This is a genomic window from Robertmurraya sp. FSL R5-0851, from assembly GCF_038002965.1.
GTDB lineage: Bacteria > Bacillota > Bacilli > Bacillales > Cytobacillaceae > Robertmurraya_A > Robertmurraya_A beringensis.
Genome location: NZ_JBBOOE010000001.1, coordinates 714,752 through 732,609 on the forward strand (window position 1 = coordinate 714,752; position 17,858 = coordinate 732,609).

Consider the following 17,858-nt stretch of genomic DNA (forward strand, 5'->3'; position numbering starts at 1 on the left):
TATTTATGGGTATTTAACATTGAAAATGTAATAACAAAGATAAACGCATGCATTTGTCGCCGTATTAAGGTTTGTCTAATACATAAAAAGGAACTGTTTTGTTATTAAACATCAAATTTTTCATACATTTTAGAAGGTGAAAAAATGACAACAAAACAAAAAAGGAAAATCCTTTCAACGTTTAACGTTAAAACCAAAAAAGGACATTGAAGAAATAAAACTTGGGATTAAACTGGGAGACAAAAGGAAACCAAAAATCCGAGATTGGGCGAAAGAGATGTATAGCTATATTTGATGGGGATTAATACAGAATTACAGGTAGGTGACATTGTCAAATTAAAAGTTGGAGATGTGAAAGGGAAAAATTACTTTTATATTCTGGAAGGCAAGACAACAAAAAACAGAAACTAAATATTAGTATGCTATCTAATAGAATTGATAAAAAAATTGGATACATAATTGTTTCAAACTAAAAAGAATCAATATCTCTACATAAGAATACAGGGAAAAAGTGTTTATAATACTCATTAGAAGGTATGATAAAGAAGGAATTGGCAAACTTTGCACCAAAGATTCACTGTAAGCCAGTTTCTTTTTTGGATAGGTTTTTAAAATCGTGTTTTAATCAAATATTAAATTATGGCTCTTATCACACCTAGATGATATGTTTGGTAATGAATACCATCATTGAAGATGTCGTACAAGACAGCTAAAAAGTACCCGAAACCACACATCGTAACGGACCATATTAAATGCAACTGGTGATTTATATTCATTTTTAATATTTAAAATCATTAGCGTTGCATAAAGATTTTTGAAACTTGTCAAATTGGATTTTTATGGGTGAAACTACAAATAATTGAATATTCAGATATATTGTTTTATCCGGAATTTAAAAAGATTGATAAGGATATAAGAAGTAGTCCTTATCCACAATTGGTAAATTATTTCCTTTTAGTATTGGTAAAGTGGGTCAAATGTTAAATCGTCTAGGTGATCCACCTCACCTTCGTCAAATTGGCGTACAATCAATGCGAAATCTTTTTCCCAATCATATTTTCTTCGTCCTTTTGAGTGTCGGGATGGTTTCTGGAAAAGAGCACGAATAAATGCATCAAGCCCTTCATAAAGACAAGTTTCTAAAGTCCTTTTCAGCCCTAACAGGCTGCCATCGTGGCTGACTCTAAATTGAAGTAATACTTCAAGACAATATGTGATCAAGGCAATCCAGATTTGATTATAGACAGCATTTTCACTTTTTCCAAAGAAGGATTTGATCTTCAGATGTTGTTTCATCCATTTAAAAAAAGTTTCTATTTTCCAACGATATCGATATAAATCTCCGATTTCTTTGGCAGTAAGGTCAAAACAACTAGTAACGATAATAACAAGATTTCCTTCTTGATCTTTAGTTTTGATTAGGCGTAGGGTGTGCTGCATCTTCGTACCATTTTGTGCATTTCCAAGATATACCTCAGCATCTTGATAGATCAAATTTTCGGGATCGGGTGATTGTTCGCTTAGTACTTCAATTTCGGCGTTTTTCTTAAGTCTAGTAATAAATCGAACGCCTTCCAGGCAGTACTTATCGAATTGCTTGTAATCCACATATCCTCGGTCAAAAAGGTAAAGAGCATCAGGATCAATCTCGATTAGTTCATTCATTTGGGTCCGGTCAGCATGTTTTGCCGGCAATAGAACGGCTTTATCAGGGATTGTTAAATCTTTGGTCACAACGACCCGTAAATGCAGTCTAACGCCGGCCTTTGTTTTGCGAAACTTTGCCCATGGATACTGCGATATGGACATACTCATTGTCGATGAGTCAATCACATGAAGACGTCCAATATCTCGAACAATCGGAGATTGTTTCATTTGGGACTGAATCATAAAAACAAGATGGTGTAAGATCTTCTCAAACAACTTCGGAGATAGATCACACTGTTTTCTGGAAAGCTGAGATGTACTAATGCCATCCATATTCAGGTGAACCTGAAGTTCTTTCTTATCTTTCGAATGCTTGGATAGATGGGTTAAACTGTCTAATTCATTGATTTGTGCCAAGATGAGTAGCTGCAAAAATTTATATGCCGTCAGTTTCTTAACATACTTGTCGATGTCCACTACATTGATTAATTTAGTAAAAGTTTGTTCATCTAATACTTTTAGTAGTTCATTAATTGTGGTTTTTGTGTTATCCTTGTCCATGGGATTCTCCTTATATTTAGGGATTTGGACAGGACTACCAAACCTAATTATAAGGGGTTTTTTTATACCCAAGAAGACTTGTATTTACCATATTTTCAATAAAATTACAGATACCTTTCCGTAAAAATGTCTTGACAAATTTAATTTAAATAAATGCAAAGCTAATGATTTAAAATCAAAAACTTCTTCCCTTTAAGCGACTCCTTTCCTTCTTAATTAACTGATTATAATAGAATTCACTCTCAATCCTTCATTTTTAGGTTACTCAATATTTTTTTGAAGTGATATTCTCGAATAGTAATGAGATATTAAATATAAAATAATGTAGATAGGAAAAGAATAATGATAATTCCAATTTACAGGATTATATAATTTTATCCAAACCGCGAAAGGTTCACCAACAAAACAGCACTAATGGTAGCAAAAAATAATTGCCTTTATAAAAGGGCTAGATATATTTTTATATTGAAGTAAAAACATAACAAATACAGGTAAAAGTGAAGTGTTCCAAGGCATTGAAGCAGGAATAAATGGTACAACTGCATATTGGTAGTACCAAAAACCGAGTTGAACTCCCAGTGAATCTAAAAAATTAGAAATAAACCATAATAAAATCAAGCGGTTAAAGAAACCCATGAACTCTTTTTTTTCTAGATATCCCCCATAAAATCCAAGGAATAATGGTCAATCCTACCCCAACCCACCATTAACACGTGAACAGTACATGTTCTATCCATAACGTTTGTAGTTCTGTATTTGCCTCATGTGTTTGCCGATATAATTGTATAACTTCTTTAACTCCACCAAGCATGTCCTAAAATGCCCCTTTTTCATTATTATTCTCACTATCACTAAATCCATCTTAATAATACATGTTTGCATTTTCGGAACTCTACCCTTAAAAGAGGCACCCATCCGATTGAAAATGTAATAAAATCAGGAACGTGAGGAAAAAGAAAAGTCCAATAAAACGATATTAGGTTGGTTAAAGGAACCACCGGGTATCCTTCACCCGAAACATTTCTAAAAATATTAGAACGACTCGAATACATAAGGGGAATAGAATTAGAGACGGTAAAAATTAGTCATTTGCATCGCAATCGCCTGTTACAGCTATCTCGTTTAGGTTCAAGATATGAGCTTTATCCATTTCTTGACTTTCAAGAAAATAAACGATATTCGATATTAACCGTCTATTTATTACATCTTACTCAGGACTAGTCTTAACGGAATAAAGAGAACAGGTTCGTGTTGGTGGTGTATTTCATTGTGAGTAGTAAACAATGTAAAGATTTTGAGGAATATTTGTTTTCGGTAGATACATGGTATCAAACGAAAGAGAATATGAATAACGTATATTTCCGCGTTTCGTTATATTTATGTACATAAAAATATTATGCACACTTTATAAACAGAAAATGGATTGTTAAATTAATTTGGTTTTAAGATTAATAATTTATGCACACCTCCTTTCTTGTAGATACCGATCGAGGGTAAGTTACTAGCTTGTGCTGCTCATATAATTTTTGCAAAACGCTTGATGTCTTTTTCGCTGAAAAGCCAAAGCGCTTGTTCGCATCACGTTGAAGCTCTGTTAAATCATAAGGAAGGGGCTGTTGCTCAGACTTGGCGGTACGATTGATCGACTGAACGATCGCTTTTTGTCCTTTGCCTTTTTCTAAAATCTGATCTGCTTTGTCCTTGGAGAAAATTCGCTTTTCCCCATTTTCTTCCCAATCGGCCTTCAAAGGTCCAATTTGGGCAGAGATCGTCCAGTATTCCTGCGGTTTAAATGTCTGAATCGCCTTTTCTCGCTCCATCACTAACGCAAGTGTTGGCGTTTGAACTCGACCTGCAGAGAGAGGGTCCTTATATTTAGTGGTTAAAGCGCGAGTCACATTAAGTCCAATTAACCAGTCGGCTTCCGCTCGACAAACCGCTGATGCATATAAATTTTCATACTCGTTCCCAGGACGAAGTTTAGCAAATCCCTCTTTAATCGAACGATCCGTATGGGATGAAATCCACAAACGTTTAAGTGGTTTATTCCAGCGGATTTTTTCTAAAATCCAGCGCGCAACAAGCTCCCCTTCACGTCCTGCGTCGGTAGCGATAATGCATTCCTTCACGTCTTTACGTTTGGCAAGAGATTCGATCGCTTTATACTGGTGAGAGGTTTGCTTCATGACCTTAAGCCCCATCTTATCAGGGATAATGGGTAGGTCTTCTAAATTCCATTGCTTGTATTTCGTATCATAATGCTCAGGCATTTTTAACTCAATTAAATGTCCAAGCGCCCAAGTGACAATATACTTCGGCCCTTCAATATAGCTTTTATGTGTTTGCGTACAGCCAAGAACGCGCGCAATTTCTCTAGCAACGCTTGGCTTTTCAGCAAGTACGAGTGATTTCATTATTTATCCTCCGAATTTCCATTTGCTCGGGTTTAGTATACAGGAAAACGAAAGAAAAAGGGAATAAGAAAGACCTTGCTTATGCAAGGTCTATTCGATGTCTCGAGTTTCCACTCGGTTTTTAAACGCTTCACGTACAACAAGAAACTCCTCATCGCCGATTGCGTCCTTTGTATGTTTTTCAACAAGAGTTCCCTCTGGAAACTTCCCAGGGTGTCCCTTCTTCTTATGCTCAAAATCTTTTCCACGGGCCATTTTTCCACACTCCTTTCCTCCAAATTAGCTTTTCCGGAAAAATTCCCTTCTATGTAGAAAAGAAACAGGACAGTTCAGAAGGTTCATGCATATTTATAGAAAGTACTGGGTTGTAAAATTTTTTAAAAGGGAGGGGGATCCAAGTGACGAATCAATCTCAAAATGAACAACCACCATTTTATGCAACTCGAGACGATCAAGCTCCAACGTTCTCGACAAGTGGATTTGTAAATGGAGAAATCAAAACCTTTGAACTTGAGCAATATAAGGGAAAATGGCTTCTCTTATTTTTCTATCCAAGTGACTTTACACCCGTCTGAGAGACAGAACTAGCGGCGGTCGCTGCTATTTATCCTTATTTTCAGGCAATGAATGTGGAGATTTTGGCTATCAGCACAGATAGCATCTATTCACATAAAGTCTTTCGAGAAACGACTCCCTTTTTACAAAATGTCTACTACCCTATGTTGAGTGACAGAACTCATGAGATCTCCAAATCGTATCGAGTATTGGATGAGAAAACAGGAGCTGCTTTTAGAGCCTCTCTTTTTATAAATCCTGAACAGATCATCGTCGCTAAGCTCGTCTATCCGAGGGAAGTCGGACGAAACCTTTATGAACATGTAAGGCTTATGCAGGCACTTCAGCACGCAAAGAACACAGGTAAAGGTGTCCCAGCAAACTGGATGCCTGATCAAAGTTAAAAAGCAAATGATGGAAAACTCCCTCGCTTTTCACTATACAAGGTATAATAAGGGAAGGAGGGATGTTCATGGATTTTTCTCAAAGTATTTCAGAGGAACGCATTCGTAAGGCGATTGAAAATGGAGAATTCGATCATGTACCTGGCTACGGGAAACCGTTAAAGCTCGATGATTTATCTGCCATTCCAGAGGAACTTCGTATGGCATATACCGTGCTGAAAAATGCGGGATATTCTCCAGAAGAACATGCACTCAGGCAGGAAATGATGTCGATAGAATCTCTTTTAAAAGCCTGTGATGACGATGATCAAAGACTTGGTCTTCAGAAAAAATTAAATGAAAAGATGCTGCGTTATAACAGTATGCTATCCAAACGCCGAGTGAATACAAACTCCTCTATTTTTAAAAATTATGAGCAAAAAATAAATAATAAGTTATTTTAATGCCTAAGAAACCTCTTAGGCATTTTTTGTCACATCTTCCAACATAATTTTTTACATATTCCCCTTAAAAAATGACATTATTAGCCGAAATAAAAAGTAGTAGGTTGATAGAAAGAGGACTTCTATCATAAAAGATACTCAGGAAAAGACAGGAGAATGAAGTATGGATAAAACGTCGGTAATAGGTGTTGTCATAGGGGTTGTGGCTGTACTAGTAGGGATGTTCTTTAAAGGCGTTAGCCCCGTGCAGCTTGTGAATCCAGCGGCAATTTTAATTATTTTGTTAGGAACGGCTGGTGCTGTAACAATCGCATTCCCAACAAGTGAAATCAAAAGAGTACCAAAGCTGTTCGGAAAGCTTTTTAAAGAAGACAAGTTACCAGACACAGCTGAACTAATAAAAATGTTTTCTGATTGGGCACAGCTAGCTCGTAAAGAGGGGCTATTAGCTCTAGAGTCGCAGACAAATGAAATCGACGATGATTTCTTGAAAAATGGATTATCGCTTGCTGTCGATGGACAAAGTGCCGACTATATTCGCGATGTGTTATCGGAAGAAATTGAAGCAATGGAAGAAAGACATCAATCTGGTGCACTAATTTTTACACAAGCAGGTACGTACGCTCCAACCCTTGGAGTACTTGGTGCAGTAGTAGGTTTGATTGCAGCCCTTGGGTACATGAATGATATCGAGGGACTAGGACACGCGATAAGTGCTGCATTTATTGCCACTTTACTAGGTATTTTTACCGGTTATGTACTTTGGCATCCATTTGCAAACAAATTGAAGCGTAAGTCAAAGCAAGAAGTGAAAGTTAAACAAATGATGGTTGAGGGAATTCTATCCATACTAGAAGGGGAAGCGCCTCGAGTCATTGAAACCAAACTAGCTTCTTACCTACCTGGTAGTGAAAAGAAAAAGTTCTTAGCTGCGACAGGAGAAGCGGCAAATGAGTAAGCGCCGTAAGAAGCATCATCATGAGGAGCATGTTGACGAATCTTGGTTAATTCCTTACGCTGACCTTTTAACTCTCCTACTTGCGTTGTTTATCGTATTATTCTCCATGAGTTCATTGGATGCAAAAAAGTTTCAAGCAATGGCAGAAGTGTTTAATGCTCAATTTACGAGTGGAACGGGGATATTTGAGTTTCCAAGCCCGATTCCTGAAGAAGGAGCAACGGCACCAGACGAGCAGCAAAATGACTCTGAAAGTACCGAACAGTCTCAAGCACAATCTCAAGGGATGACCGAAGAGCAAAAACAACAGCTAGCAGAACAAGCAGAACAGGTTGAGCTCCAAGCCATTCAAGCGAAGGTAAACGAGTATATTACGAGCAAAGGGCTAGAGGACAAACTGGAGACTACACTCGAAGATGACGGATTACACGTAACGATTCGTGACAATGTTTTATTCGAATCGGGCAGTGATTCAGTTAGAACGCAGGATTTAACCATTGTTAGAGAGATTTCAGATTTACTAATTATGGATCCAGCACGAAGTGTGATTATTAGCGGACATACAGATAATGTTCCGATTAAAAATGCACGGTTCGCATCAAACTGGGAGCTAAGTGTCATGCGTGCGATTAATTTTATGAAAATCTTACTCGAAAACGACAAGCTTGATCCAAGTTGGTTTAGTGCAAAGGGATACGGGGAATTCCGACCGATTGCTTCAAACGAAGATGCTGCGGGAAGAGCAAAAAATCGTCGTGTAGAAATTTTAATCTTACCAAGAACTGCGGACTGAGCCTGTGATGGCTTCAGTCTTTTTTTTGCACAATTAACAAATTTATAGCCCCAAAAGCAACAAAGATTAAGAAAAGAGCCTTAAATAAAAAAGGACCACTCCAAAGAGTGGCCAAAAAGAGATACAAGGGATTATTCATTAGGAAGCGCTTACAAGAAACGCAAAACAAAAAACTAGTCGTTGTTATTATCAGGTTGTGGTACTTCCGGTTTACACATTCGATCCATTAAAATCCCAGCAAAGAGAATGCATGCAATTGGAATGGTGAAATTCAAGATGTGAACAACGGTCATGGAAATACCTCCTTCACACATGGTTGAATCTACTTTAATTATAGTGTTTATTCATAAAAATGGCAAATAAAATTCAAAAAATATACAAATTTAACAATTGACAACAATCAGGAATTAAGCATTTAGAAATATTTTTCCAGATAATGAGAATAATAAGGGTGGCAAATGGATAAACAAAAGTTTATAATGAAAACAAATGTATATATTGTCATGAGGTGAAGTATGAGTGATAAGGAAGCAACGATACTTGGACTGATTAAAAGAGATCCATTTATATCTCAAAATGAGTTGGCGGAAAGGACGGGCTTATCTCGTTCGGCTGTTGCTGGTTATATTTCTTCTCTTACAAAGCAAGGAAAACTATTAGGTCGGGCATATGTATTGCCTAATAAAAAACAGGTGATCTGTATTGGCGGAGCTAATGTGGATAGGAAAATGCAAGCGATTGATAAGCTTCAGTTAGGAACATCCAATCCTGCTAGTACTAGTAATTCTTGTGGCGGGGTGGCAAGGAACATTGCTGAAAACTTGGGAAGACTAGGATTCGATGTTTCTCTTATGACCGTTGTAGGCGACGATCATGAAGGCAAATGGCTACTGGACTACACCAGGTCTTACGTAGATATAGAGCCTTCAAAAATTCTTCCTAATGAAGCAACGGGGACGTATACGGCTGTTTTGGATGTAGATGGCGAAATGGCGGTTGCTTTAGCAGATATGAGCATATATGATTCTGTCGATCTAGATTTTGTTGAAAAGCGCTGGGGCTTTCTTGCATCAACAGAGCTTGTCATGATTGATACAAACTTCCCTTCTGACGTACTTGCTAAAGTGATTGATCGCTGTAGGGAAGAAGCGATTCCACTTGTCATTACCCCAGTTTCAGCTCCAAAAATTAAAAAGCTGCCACAAAATCTTGATGGCGTGGCTTGGCTGATCGCGAATAAGGATGAAGCTGAGGCTTTATCAGGGAAACCAATCAAAGACGAAGGTGACTTTTTTAAAGCGGCAGAAGTGATTATGAAAAAGGGCGTTGAACGAGTGGTTATTTCACGCGGGGATAAAGGACTTATTTACTTTACAAAAGCGAATGAAGCGGGTGTCTTGTTGCCGCCAAAGGTTGATGTGGTTGATGTAACGGGGGCTGGAGATGCATTGGTTGCAGGAATCGTCTATGCCTATTTACGTGACTTAAAAACCGAAGATGCGTGCAAAATTGGAATGGCTTGTTCCATGCTAACATTAGCAACGGAAGAAACGGTGAACCCGTCATTGAATCATCAGCAGCTACAAGAAGCTTTTCAACATAATTTTCACTAAGGAGCAATCAAACATGGAAAAATACTTAGAATACTCACAAGAAGTGTTAGAAGCGAAAAAAAATAATGTACCAGTCGTGGCATTAGAATCAACGATCATTTCTCACGGAATGCCGTACCCACAAAATGTACAAACGGCAAAGGAAGTAGAAGACATTATTCGTAAAAATGGTGCCGTACCAGCAACGATAGCTATTTTAGACGGAAAAATAAAAATCGGTTTATCAGACGAAGAGTTAGAACTGCTTGCTACTCGAAATGATATTGAAAAGGCGAGCCGTAGAGATTTACCATACCTAGTGGCGACAAAGAAAAATGGAGCTACAACGGTAGCGGCCACGATGATCTGTGCAGAACTTGCTGGGATCGAAGTATTTGTAACCGGTGGAATTGGTGGAGTTCACCGTGAAGCTGAAGTAACAATGGATGTGTCAGCTGATCTTCAAGAGCTTGCTCAAACCAATGTGGCTGTTGTGTGTGCAGGAGCAAAATCGATTCTTGATATTGGTTTAACACTTGAATACTTAGAAACGCATGGGGTGCCCGTCGTTGGATTTGGTACAGAAGTTCTTCCGTCTTTTTATACAAGAACAAGTCCTTTCCAAGTGAACGTTCAAGTGGAAGATGAAAAAGAAGCAGCAAGCATGATTCATACAAAGTGGGAGCTAGGATTGAAGGGTGGAGTGGTTATTGCGAACCCAATCCCAGAAACAGATGCTCTTGAAGAGGAATTTATCAACGGTGTAATTGAATCGGCATTAAAAGAAGCAAAGGAAAATGAGATTGCAGGTAAAAATGTTACTCCATTCCTTTTAGCAAAGGTGAAAGAACTTACAGAAGGAAGAAGCTTGGAAGCTAATATAGCATTGGTGAAAAATAATGCTGATGTTGGATCAAAAATAGCTGTTCAACTTAACACTTTATCTTAAAAATTATCATGAAGGAGTCAGTCTAATAAGGACTGATTCCTTTTTTTATGCATAAAAATAGAAATAGTTTTACAATAGGTCGATCTGTACATTGTTACGAACGAGTTGTTCTTAAAAAAAATTGTAAAAGTAAGATATAAGGAGAATGGAGATGAAAATGAAAGAAAATCGTTCATTATAACGAAAAAATGGTCACTTTAGGGTGTTTAGTTTTAACTGTACTTGCGTCTAAAATAAAAGTAAGTAATTCTTTATATAGAACAAAAAATAACAGAATAACAAACGAAAACTATTAGAATAGTAGGTGGCAGGAATGTACCGGAAAAACTGTGACAAATGCTATCGCCCTTCTTACAGCAGTTCGGAAGCAGGGGAGTGGATCTGTCCTATATGTGGTCATAACCTAACAAAGTTACCATTTTTTGACGCAATTACACTTGAAAGGGTACATGTAAATATCATACCAATCCAAAGAAAATTGAAAGCCTATGAGAAACAAAAACTAGGAATAAAGACTTAATTAACAAAAGTCAGAAAATTTTAAAAATGATTTCGACAGTGGGCGACAGGAAGACTTATGATTTTTGTGCAAATTTTTATAAATGTAAAAAAATGTATGTACCCTTTGGTGTTCAATTGTTCTTTATGGAGGTCTTTGTCGAATACTGTTGCTAAAAAGTTGGGATAGTTTTTAAGTGTATGACAAATTTTTACACAATTTACTAAAATCGAGTAGTAAAATGATTGATAAGTGAATCACATTAGGAGAATAAAACGCAGAAAAAGGCAAACCTTCTGAAAAGGGGGGACGCAAAGTCGCAGGTCTAAGGTAGTTGGAAGTTTTTTGCTAAGACGGCTGGACTGCCTGGAATACGATTGTATTTTAGGGGGAGATTGAGGAATGTTGGAAACGAGTGAAGTGACATTAGAAGAGCTAGACTATGAGTGGATGATGTTAATCATTGAAGCAAAAAAGTTGGGCCTGGAGAAAGAAGAGATTAGAAGATTTTTAGATGAGACTGAAATCAAAAGATAAAAAGAAACTCAGTGTTGTTTCATACATATAATGAAAGTATTTCTGTTAAGGATGGACCGGATAGGAATGCTTTTTGTTTTGTAATAGGCAGTTTTCATAAAGATTGTTGTTAAAATCTAAAAGCCGATTTTAACGTGGAAATAGCTATTTTTATTAAAATTATGCTACAAAGTCACTAGTGTTGCACTAATTAAATTTCAATATTAAAAATACCCATAATCTTCACTATTTTCGTTTTGTGCAAAGAAAAAGTCCTTTATAATGGAAAAGTCAGGTGGTAACCCGTCCAAATCCACTAATAAAGGACATCTCACATGGACAAGATTACACGAAAAAATTCATTTGGACAATGGTTTTCACCAATTAATTCTCATTTATTTGAGGAGCAAGTGAAAACATTGAAATTAGATTTCTATACGAAAAAATTAACGACTGAATCGTTCCTAAAATTATTCCTGTTTGCACAATTACAGGAAGTTGAGAGTCTTCATGCACTAAGTGATAGTCTTTTCAATGACCAACTTCAAAAGGAGATCAACCTTGATTCTATTAGTATTTCTCAGTTATCACGTCGATTAAATGGGTTGAATCCTGACCTTTTCCAAAGGCTATTTCTCGATTTAGTATCACAAATTCATGCTAAAACACACTATACAAAACTGGTCATGCCGTTAAAAATCATCGATTCAAGCACATTGCCACTGAATTTGACCAATCATCGTTGGGCTAAATTCCGCAAAACAAAGGCCGGTGTGAAACTGCATCTACGCCTTGTGTTTATGGAAAAAGGGATTTCCTATCCTGAAAAAGCGATCATGACAACGGCAAAGGAACATGATCGCAATCAGCTTGAAATCATGGTGGATGACAAAGAATGCATGTATGTGTTTGACCGTGGATACTTAGACTACGAACGCTTTGATCGAATGACCGATGATGGTTTCTTTTTCCTCACCAGATTGCGAAAAAATGCCGTCATCAGGGAAGTTTGTGATTTTAAACTCCCAGAAGGAACGACTGTTTTGTCGGATCAAATGGTGATCATTGGTACGATTCAAAATCGAGCTGAAAACTACTTTCGCCTTTTAAAAGTCATGGATTCAAAAGGGAACCTACTTCACTTAATCACGAATCGCTTTGATTTGAGTGCCGAAGAAATTTCTGAAATGTATAAATCTCGTTGGGCGATTGAGTTATTTTTTAAATGGATTAAGCAACATCTCAACATAAAGAAATTCTACGGACAAAGTGACTGGGCCATTCAGAATCAAGTTTTTATTGCGCTGATTGTATTTTGCTTACATGTTCTAGCACAAATTGAAACAAAAAGTAAGCGAAAAACCTTACAAATAAGCCGTTATTTAAGGGCAGCCTTATGGAAACCAGCACACATCTGGCTTCGAAAAATTGAAGGCAAAGCTATCCCTTAATAAACTAATTGTCGTTGTCACACAGGTCTAATTGTAAATAAATTTCCAAATGGATGGAGCCACCTTTAATTAGGGATTTACCTTTTTGGCTCCAAACCGGAAGAACAATTAAACTGAAAATTAAGACACTATTTATGCAACGCTAGTGCTACAAAGTATAAAAAAAGAGCCAAAAAAAGACAAAATCACCTGGATTTTGTCTTTTTTGCATTAGCTATTATTTGATTGGTTACTTCTCCATTTATTAAACTCAAGAAATTCTTTAAATTGATCCTTCGAAACCCCGGAGTTCATAGCCTCTTTCACAAGCTTCATCCAGTCAGAATCTAGTTCGTCTTTATTTGGGTGCTCATGTATAAGATGATCAACTGGTACATGAAGGACAGCTGAAATTTTCTCAAGAAATTGGATAGACGGATTCGTTTGTAAATTTCTTTCTAATGAACTTAAGTATGATTTCGCGACACCAGCTTGTTCTGCTAGCTCAGACATGGACATTTTCTTCTCAAGACGAAGTTTTTTAACACGATCTCCAATCATCTAGATCACTCACCTATCTCTCTGTATGAATTCATAATAGCAAAAAAAATTGGGTAGTTCCATATTCAGAACGAAAATAGTAGATTCCGTTCTTAAAATTTCTTTAGTTAGTCACAAATGGAAGGTAATTACGGTTCTGGTAATTAAAAACGGATTAACCACTTTTAATACTTCTATGTAGCATTATACACAATACAGTCCGCAATGAAAGTGTTAATTGTGGGCATAAATAAAAAATTTCCACTGTCCACCCCAGACGTACAAAACCGCCCCATCTGTCCACGAACGGTGACAGACACCACAAAAAGACAGAATGGTCCATTTTGTCCACGAAGGGTGTCTGACACCCTTTTATACCCGGGAATGGGGGGGGTGAAACCTGTTTTTTTTGTTCGACAAATTCTTTTTTTGTGTTTGTTGGTATTAAAGGGGGGAAGGGAATTCAATCAAACGTTTGATTGACTATTGTTTGAGGATATCTAACAAAATTAGACATAGGAATGCTTTGCTAATATAGACCAATAGAGAGTACAATAAAGACTATACATTATTGGGATTTGGGGGAAGGTGAGATAAATGATTGTTTTAAAATCACCTCGTGAGATTGAGGCAATGAAAAAAGCAGGGGAGCTTCTGGCTGCTTGTCATAAAGAAATTAAAAAAATAATCAAACCAGGAATAACCACTTGGGAAATTGACCAGTTTGTTGATACATATTTAGCCCGGCATGGTGCTATTGCTCAGCAAAAGGGTTACAGAGGTTACGAGTATGCAACATGTGCAAGCATTAATGATGAGATTTGCCACGGCTTTCCAAGAAAAGAACCACTAAATACAGGGGACATTGTCACGATAGATATGGTTGTTAATGTGAATGGTGCCTTAGCAGACTCTGCGTGGACGTATATGGTGGGAGAAGCTTCCGAAGAAACAAAACGTTTGGTAGAGGTAACAAAAACGAGCTTGTACAAAGGAATTGAAGCAGCCGTTATAGGAAATCGAATCGGAGATATCGGACATGCCATCCAAACCTATGTGGAAGGAGAGGGATTCTCGGTCGTAAGAAACTTTATTGGCCATGGAATTGGCACCTCCATTCATGAAAAGCCGGATGTTCCGCACTTTGGACTACCAGGAAAAGGTCCACGCATAAAAGAAGGAATGGTATTTACGATCGAACCGATGGTGAATGTCGGAAGTTACGAAACCAAAATGGATTCCAATGGTTGGACCGCTCGTACCATTGATGGGGAAAACTCGGCTCAATTTGAGCACACAATCGCCATCACGAAGAATGGTCCGATCATTTTAACCGACCAAGGAGAATAATCAATCACTATCAACACAAAACTATATGAATTTAGATGGAGGAAGTCCCATGACAGAAAATCATGAAACAGAAAAAAAGAAAATTAGCTTACAAGAAGCGATTAAGCAACAACTAGAAAAAAAGAAAAATCAGCAAGCAGGAGGAAAAGCTAGCGCCAACGGTCCTGCGACCACAAAGAAAATGAAAAGCCAGCAAACCAAAAAGGTGAGCAATCAACGCCGTAAGATGGGCGTATAAGGGCATATGATCAAAAATAGGGAACAACACATAACTAGTGCTGTTCCCTTATTGTTTTAAAAACTTTTATTCCTCATCTTGTACTTCGCCATCGCCAATCTCATCTTCTCCTGGTGCGTCGTCACAAGCAACAACAGACGTAACTAGAAAACCAGCAAGTAAAATCATAAGAAGTTTACGTACCATTCGGACATTCCTCCTTTCGATGATAAAATCACTCAATCATATTATTTGAAGGGTCCATCCAAACTATTCCTCTATCAATCCTATAGATGAAATGAAACTTAGGAGTAAAGGACAATAGTAATGCTATCGAACAATTTGTATACTAAGGGTAATAATGATTGTAGAAGGAGTAAGCATGAGATTAATTCGAATTGATGAATATGAGCCACGTACCATGCAGTTGGCGAAACCGGTATTTGATCGGCAAAAAAGGGTGCTTCTTGCAGCCGGCCGCTCAATCCATCCATCCTACCTGAAAAAGTTAATCGATCTTGATATTCGATATTTATTTATAGAGGACGCAGAGTCATTCGGAATTTCGTTGGAGGAGATGCTCGATGTACCCACATGGGTGGATGCAGTAGATGTACTCCAAGCGGTTTATAAAGCGGTAGAGAAAAAGGAAGAACTTCCGATTAGACCCATTCAACAGCTCGCGATAAAGCTGGTGGAGGAAGTAAACAAAAGAAAGGCTATTCTTTTAATACCTGCCTCATCATTAGCGGAAGAGCTACGAGAATACGCCCATTCGGTTAATGTCACACTTCTTGCATTACAAATTGCGAAAAAATATCACATTTCCCAAATGCAAATTCGTGATTTAGCTGTCGGAGCCTTGGTTCATGACATAGGAAAAGTTCTAACTCCTCTGAAGGATGATCATCCAAGAGTAGGGTTTGAATATTTACGAAAGACGAGAGAAGTGAGTTTGCTCTCTGCTCATGTTGCTTATCAGCACCACGAGGCCTTTGATGGTAGTGGCGTACCTAGAGGGTTACGTGAAAAAGAAATACATGAATTTGCTCAAATCTGCAGCATTGCAAATTTTTACGAAAATGCATTATCTAAAAAGGGAATTCCTCCTCATGAGGTAATGGAGTATGTGATGACAAAGAGTGGAACGCTTTTTAGCACAGACTTGGTAAAGCTGTTTGTCCAAGAGGTACCACACTTTATTCCAGGAACGAAGGTCATTCTCAATAATGGGCGCCAAGCGATTGTCACGAAAGTGAGAGGTAATCTTCAAAGACCGTTCGTGCGATACTTAGATTCGAATGAAGAAGTTTCGTTAGGGGAAAATCACACATTATTAATCACGGAAGTGTTGGAACAGTAAAAAAGAGCCGGGGGTACAATGGCTGTTGTCCCCCCTCAATTCGGTATACAATGTATCTTACAAAAAAATAAGCAGAGATTTTTCCGTTAAACGGCAGAGTAGAGCTCTGTTCAGGGGATATAAGCGGAGATTTTCCACTAGCATTGCATATGTATCCACAGGCAAAAAAATATATTTAAATAGCCCCCTATCAATTGATAAGGGGCTATTTTTATGGACGAAAGCAAAAAAATCTCCTAAAGTAGAAGCTGAACCCACGTTATCCGTGACTGCGACTAAAGGAGACTTTCATGGATAACATCATATCAAATCAAACTGTATTTAGTAAATGCCTTTCTTTCTTACCATTTGAAAAATTTAAGGGTTCGTCCTTAGACAACGGAGTAAAAAAACTGACCACCGCTAATTTAATGAGGATTTGTGTCGCTATGCAACTAGGAAATTGGAAATCCTACGAGGAAACAGAAGAACGTATTCGTGCCATGGATGGTACAGAAGAACTGTTTGGCCTCACTAGTATAAGTGCATCTCAACTAAGTCGTCGAGTCAATGCCTTACCTTCGGTCCTGCCACGGCAGTTATTTCTTGATGCTGTTACCCAGTTGAATAAATTGACGAGTAACAGAAAAGGGATCCCTTCTTTGGGCCGTCTGCATCTCGTAGATTCCTCTTCTCTGCTTCTTGGACCTACACTAGGAAAATGGACGTATTTTACAAAGCATAGTAATTGCGTGAAGCTACATACTCGGATTGTGATAACCGATCCCGGCACAGCTTATCCCGACATGGTCATTCCTTCTACAGGTAATGTGGATGATCGTGAAGTCATGCTTAATCTCGTGGTAGACCCTCATGCGACCCATGTGATGGACCGTGGCTATGTGGATTACAAAAAAATGGACCATTGGGTGGAAAACCGGATTCCATTCGCCATGCGTATCCAAGCTGGGCATAAGGCGAACATGATAAAATCCTATGAAGTTCCCGCTGGCAGTAGGGTTAAGCTAGACGCCTTAGTCGTCATGGGGAGTAGTTTTAGATCCATGGAACAGCCCCTTCGTCTTGTGGAATTCACGGATGAAGAAGGGAAAGAGTACCGTGTAGTAACCAATCGGTGGGATTTGAAAGCTGAAGAAGTAACTGAATTGTACCGGCACCGTTGGATGATTGAACTATTTTTTAAGTGGATGAAACAACATCTACGTCTAGTTAAACTACAAAGTACCCAACCTCAAGGAATCTGGAACCAGATTTTCTTTGCTATGGCGGCGTACTGTGTCACTTTATATGTTAGGTTAGTTGAGAATAATAAGAAGACCACCTGGAAAGTGCTCACCCTTCTTCGCATCCATGCCGAAAGGACATGGGAAAGTTTTCTCAATGAGTTACACCGGTTACCACAAAGAACATCTAAAGGAAGACAAAAGAGCCATCACCCGCCAAATGAAATTGAACTTCATGATGCAGGTGTGGCAATTGTAAAACAGGTGGGGGTAAGTACTAGTTCAATGGCAAAATATAAAAAACAAAGAAAATAACATCCATTTTTTGGATAACTGGGTTCAAATATAACCCCCTTAACTTTTTGGCTCAAAGTCGAAAAATAAATCTGTAAAAATTATACATA

At 37.9% G+C, this 17,858-nt stretch carries 16 protein-coding genes, 2 pseudogenes and 1 riboswitch; of the genes and pseudogenes, 13 read left to right on the forward strand and 5 right to left on the reverse strand.

Annotation, left to right across the window (positions count from 1 at the left end):
• Positions 1-954 precede the first annotated feature (954 nt).
• The gene (locus MKX65_RS03780) at positions 955-2,208 is read right to left on the reverse strand and encodes an IS4 family transposase (RefSeq protein WP_340902419.1); all 1,254 of its coding nucleotides are present in this window, start codon (positions 2,206-2,208) and stop codon (positions 955-957) included.
• 411 nt (positions 2,209-2,619) lie between these two features.
• Complete coding sequence (locus tag MKX65_RS27020; protein WP_377057445.1) at positions 2,620-2,844, reverse strand: CBO0543 family protein; 225 nt, start codon at positions 2,842-2,844, stop codon at positions 2,620-2,622.
• 322 nt (positions 2,845-3,166) lie between these two features.
• On the opposite strand from MKX65_RS27020, the pseudogene MKX65_RS03785 reads away from it, so the two are divergent.
• Positions 3,167-3,426, forward strand: a pseudogene (locus MKX65_RS03785) (hypothetical protein); the annotation flags it as partial.
• Between the two features lie 260 nt (positions 3,427-3,686).
• Here the strand turns inward: MKX65_RS03785 and MKX65_RS03790 are convergent.
• Both MKX65_RS03790 and MKX65_RS03795 read right to left on the reverse strand, forming a co-directional pair.
• Positions 3,687-4,622, reverse strand: a pseudogene (locus MKX65_RS03790) (DNA topoisomerase); the annotation flags it as partial.
• Positions 4,623-4,712: 90 nt separating this feature from the next.
• Complete coding sequence (locus MKX65_RS03795) at positions 4,713-4,877, reverse strand: hypothetical protein (RefSeq protein ID WP_340902420.1); 165 nt, start codon at positions 4,875-4,877, stop codon at positions 4,713-4,715.
• Between the two features lie 143 nt (positions 4,878-5,020).
• Between MKX65_RS03795 and MKX65_RS03800 the strand changes: the two genes are divergently transcribed.
• From MKX65_RS03800 to MKX65_RS03835, 8 genes are all read left to right on the forward strand, one after another.
• On the forward strand, positions 5,021-5,581 hold the full coding sequence (locus MKX65_RS03800) for a peroxiredoxin (protein WP_340902422.1): 561 nt from the start codon (positions 5,021-5,023) through the stop codon (positions 5,579-5,581).
• Between the two features lie 68 nt (positions 5,582-5,649).
• Positions 5,650-6,024: a DnaJ family domain-containing protein gene (locus MKX65_RS03805; protein ID WP_340902424.1), complete on the forward strand. Its 375-nt coding sequence runs from the start codon at positions 5,650-5,652 to the stop codon at positions 6,022-6,024.
• 163 nt (positions 6,025-6,187) lie between these two features.
• Positions 6,188-6,982: a flagellar motor stator protein MotA gene (gene motA, locus MKX65_RS03810; RefSeq protein WP_160549086.1), complete on the forward strand. Its 795-nt coding sequence runs from the start codon at positions 6,188-6,190 to the stop codon at positions 6,980-6,982.
• On the forward strand, positions 6,975-7,775 hold the full coding sequence (motB, locus tag MKX65_RS03815; protein WP_340902426.1) for a flagellar motor protein MotB: 801 nt from the start codon (positions 6,975-6,977) through the stop codon (positions 7,773-7,775). Before motA ends, motB begins: the two co-directional genes overlap by 8 nt.
• Positions 7,776-8,290: 515 nt before the next feature.
• Positions 8,291-9,388 (forward strand): PfkB family carbohydrate kinase, encoded by a 1,098-nt coding sequence (locus MKX65_RS03820; protein WP_160549088.1) that lies wholly within the window; start codon positions 8,291-8,293, stop codon positions 9,386-9,388.
• A gap of 13 nt (positions 9,389-9,401) precedes the next feature.
• On the forward strand, positions 9,402-10,316 hold the full coding sequence (locus tag MKX65_RS03825; protein ID WP_340902428.1) for a pseudouridine-5'-phosphate glycosidase: 915 nt from the start codon (positions 9,402-9,404) through the stop codon (positions 10,314-10,316).
• Positions 10,317-11,091: 775 nt separating this feature from the next.
• Positions 11,092-11,185, forward strand: a riboswitch (cyclic di-GMP riboswitch).
• A 32-nt stretch (positions 11,186-11,217) separates the two neighbouring features.
• Positions 11,218-11,352: a DNA-binding anti-repressor SinI gene (gene sinI / locus MKX65_RS03830; RefSeq protein ID WP_340902431.1), complete on the forward strand. Its 135-nt coding sequence runs from the start codon at positions 11,218-11,220 to the stop codon at positions 11,350-11,352.
• A 314-nt stretch (positions 11,353-11,666) separates the two neighbouring features.
• Complete coding sequence (locus tag MKX65_RS03835; protein ID WP_115596741.1) at positions 11,667-12,782, forward strand: IS4 family transposase; 1,116 nt, start codon at positions 11,667-11,669, stop codon at positions 12,780-12,782.
• A 210-nt stretch (positions 12,783-12,992) separates the two neighbouring features.
• Here the strand turns inward: MKX65_RS03835 and MKX65_RS03840 are convergent, their stop codons facing one another.
• Positions 12,993-13,322, reverse strand: coding sequence for a helix-turn-helix domain-containing protein (locus tag MKX65_RS03840; RefSeq protein ID WP_160549091.1), 330 nt, complete (start codon positions 13,320-13,322; stop codon positions 12,993-12,995).
• Positions 13,323-13,898: 576 nt separating this feature from the next.
• Between MKX65_RS03840 and map the strand changes: the two genes are divergently transcribed.
• From map to MKX65_RS03860, 4 genes are all read left to right on the forward strand, one after another.
• Positions 13,899-14,651 carry a type I methionyl aminopeptidase gene (gene map, locus MKX65_RS03845; protein WP_160549092.1) on the forward strand — a complete coding sequence of 251 codons (753 nt, stop codon included), beginning with the start codon at positions 13,899-13,901 and terminating at the stop codon, positions 14,649-14,651.
• Between the two features lie 49 nt (positions 14,652-14,700).
• Positions 14,701-14,889, forward strand: a complete 189-nt coding sequence (locus MKX65_RS03850) for a hypothetical protein (protein WP_119706722.1) — start codon at positions 14,701-14,703, stop codon at positions 14,887-14,889.
• A gap of 361 nt (positions 14,890-15,250) precedes the next feature.
• Positions 15,251-16,231, forward strand: coding sequence for an HD domain-containing protein (locus MKX65_RS03855; RefSeq protein WP_160549093.1), 981 nt, complete (start codon positions 15,251-15,253; stop codon positions 16,229-16,231).
• A gap of 290 nt (positions 16,232-16,521) precedes the next feature.
• A complete protein-coding gene (locus MKX65_RS03860) occupies positions 16,522-17,769 on the forward strand; it encodes an IS4 family transposase (protein WP_340902246.1) in 1,248 nt (415 codons plus the stop codon).
• The last annotated feature ends 89 nt before the right edge of the window (positions 17,770-17,858 follow it).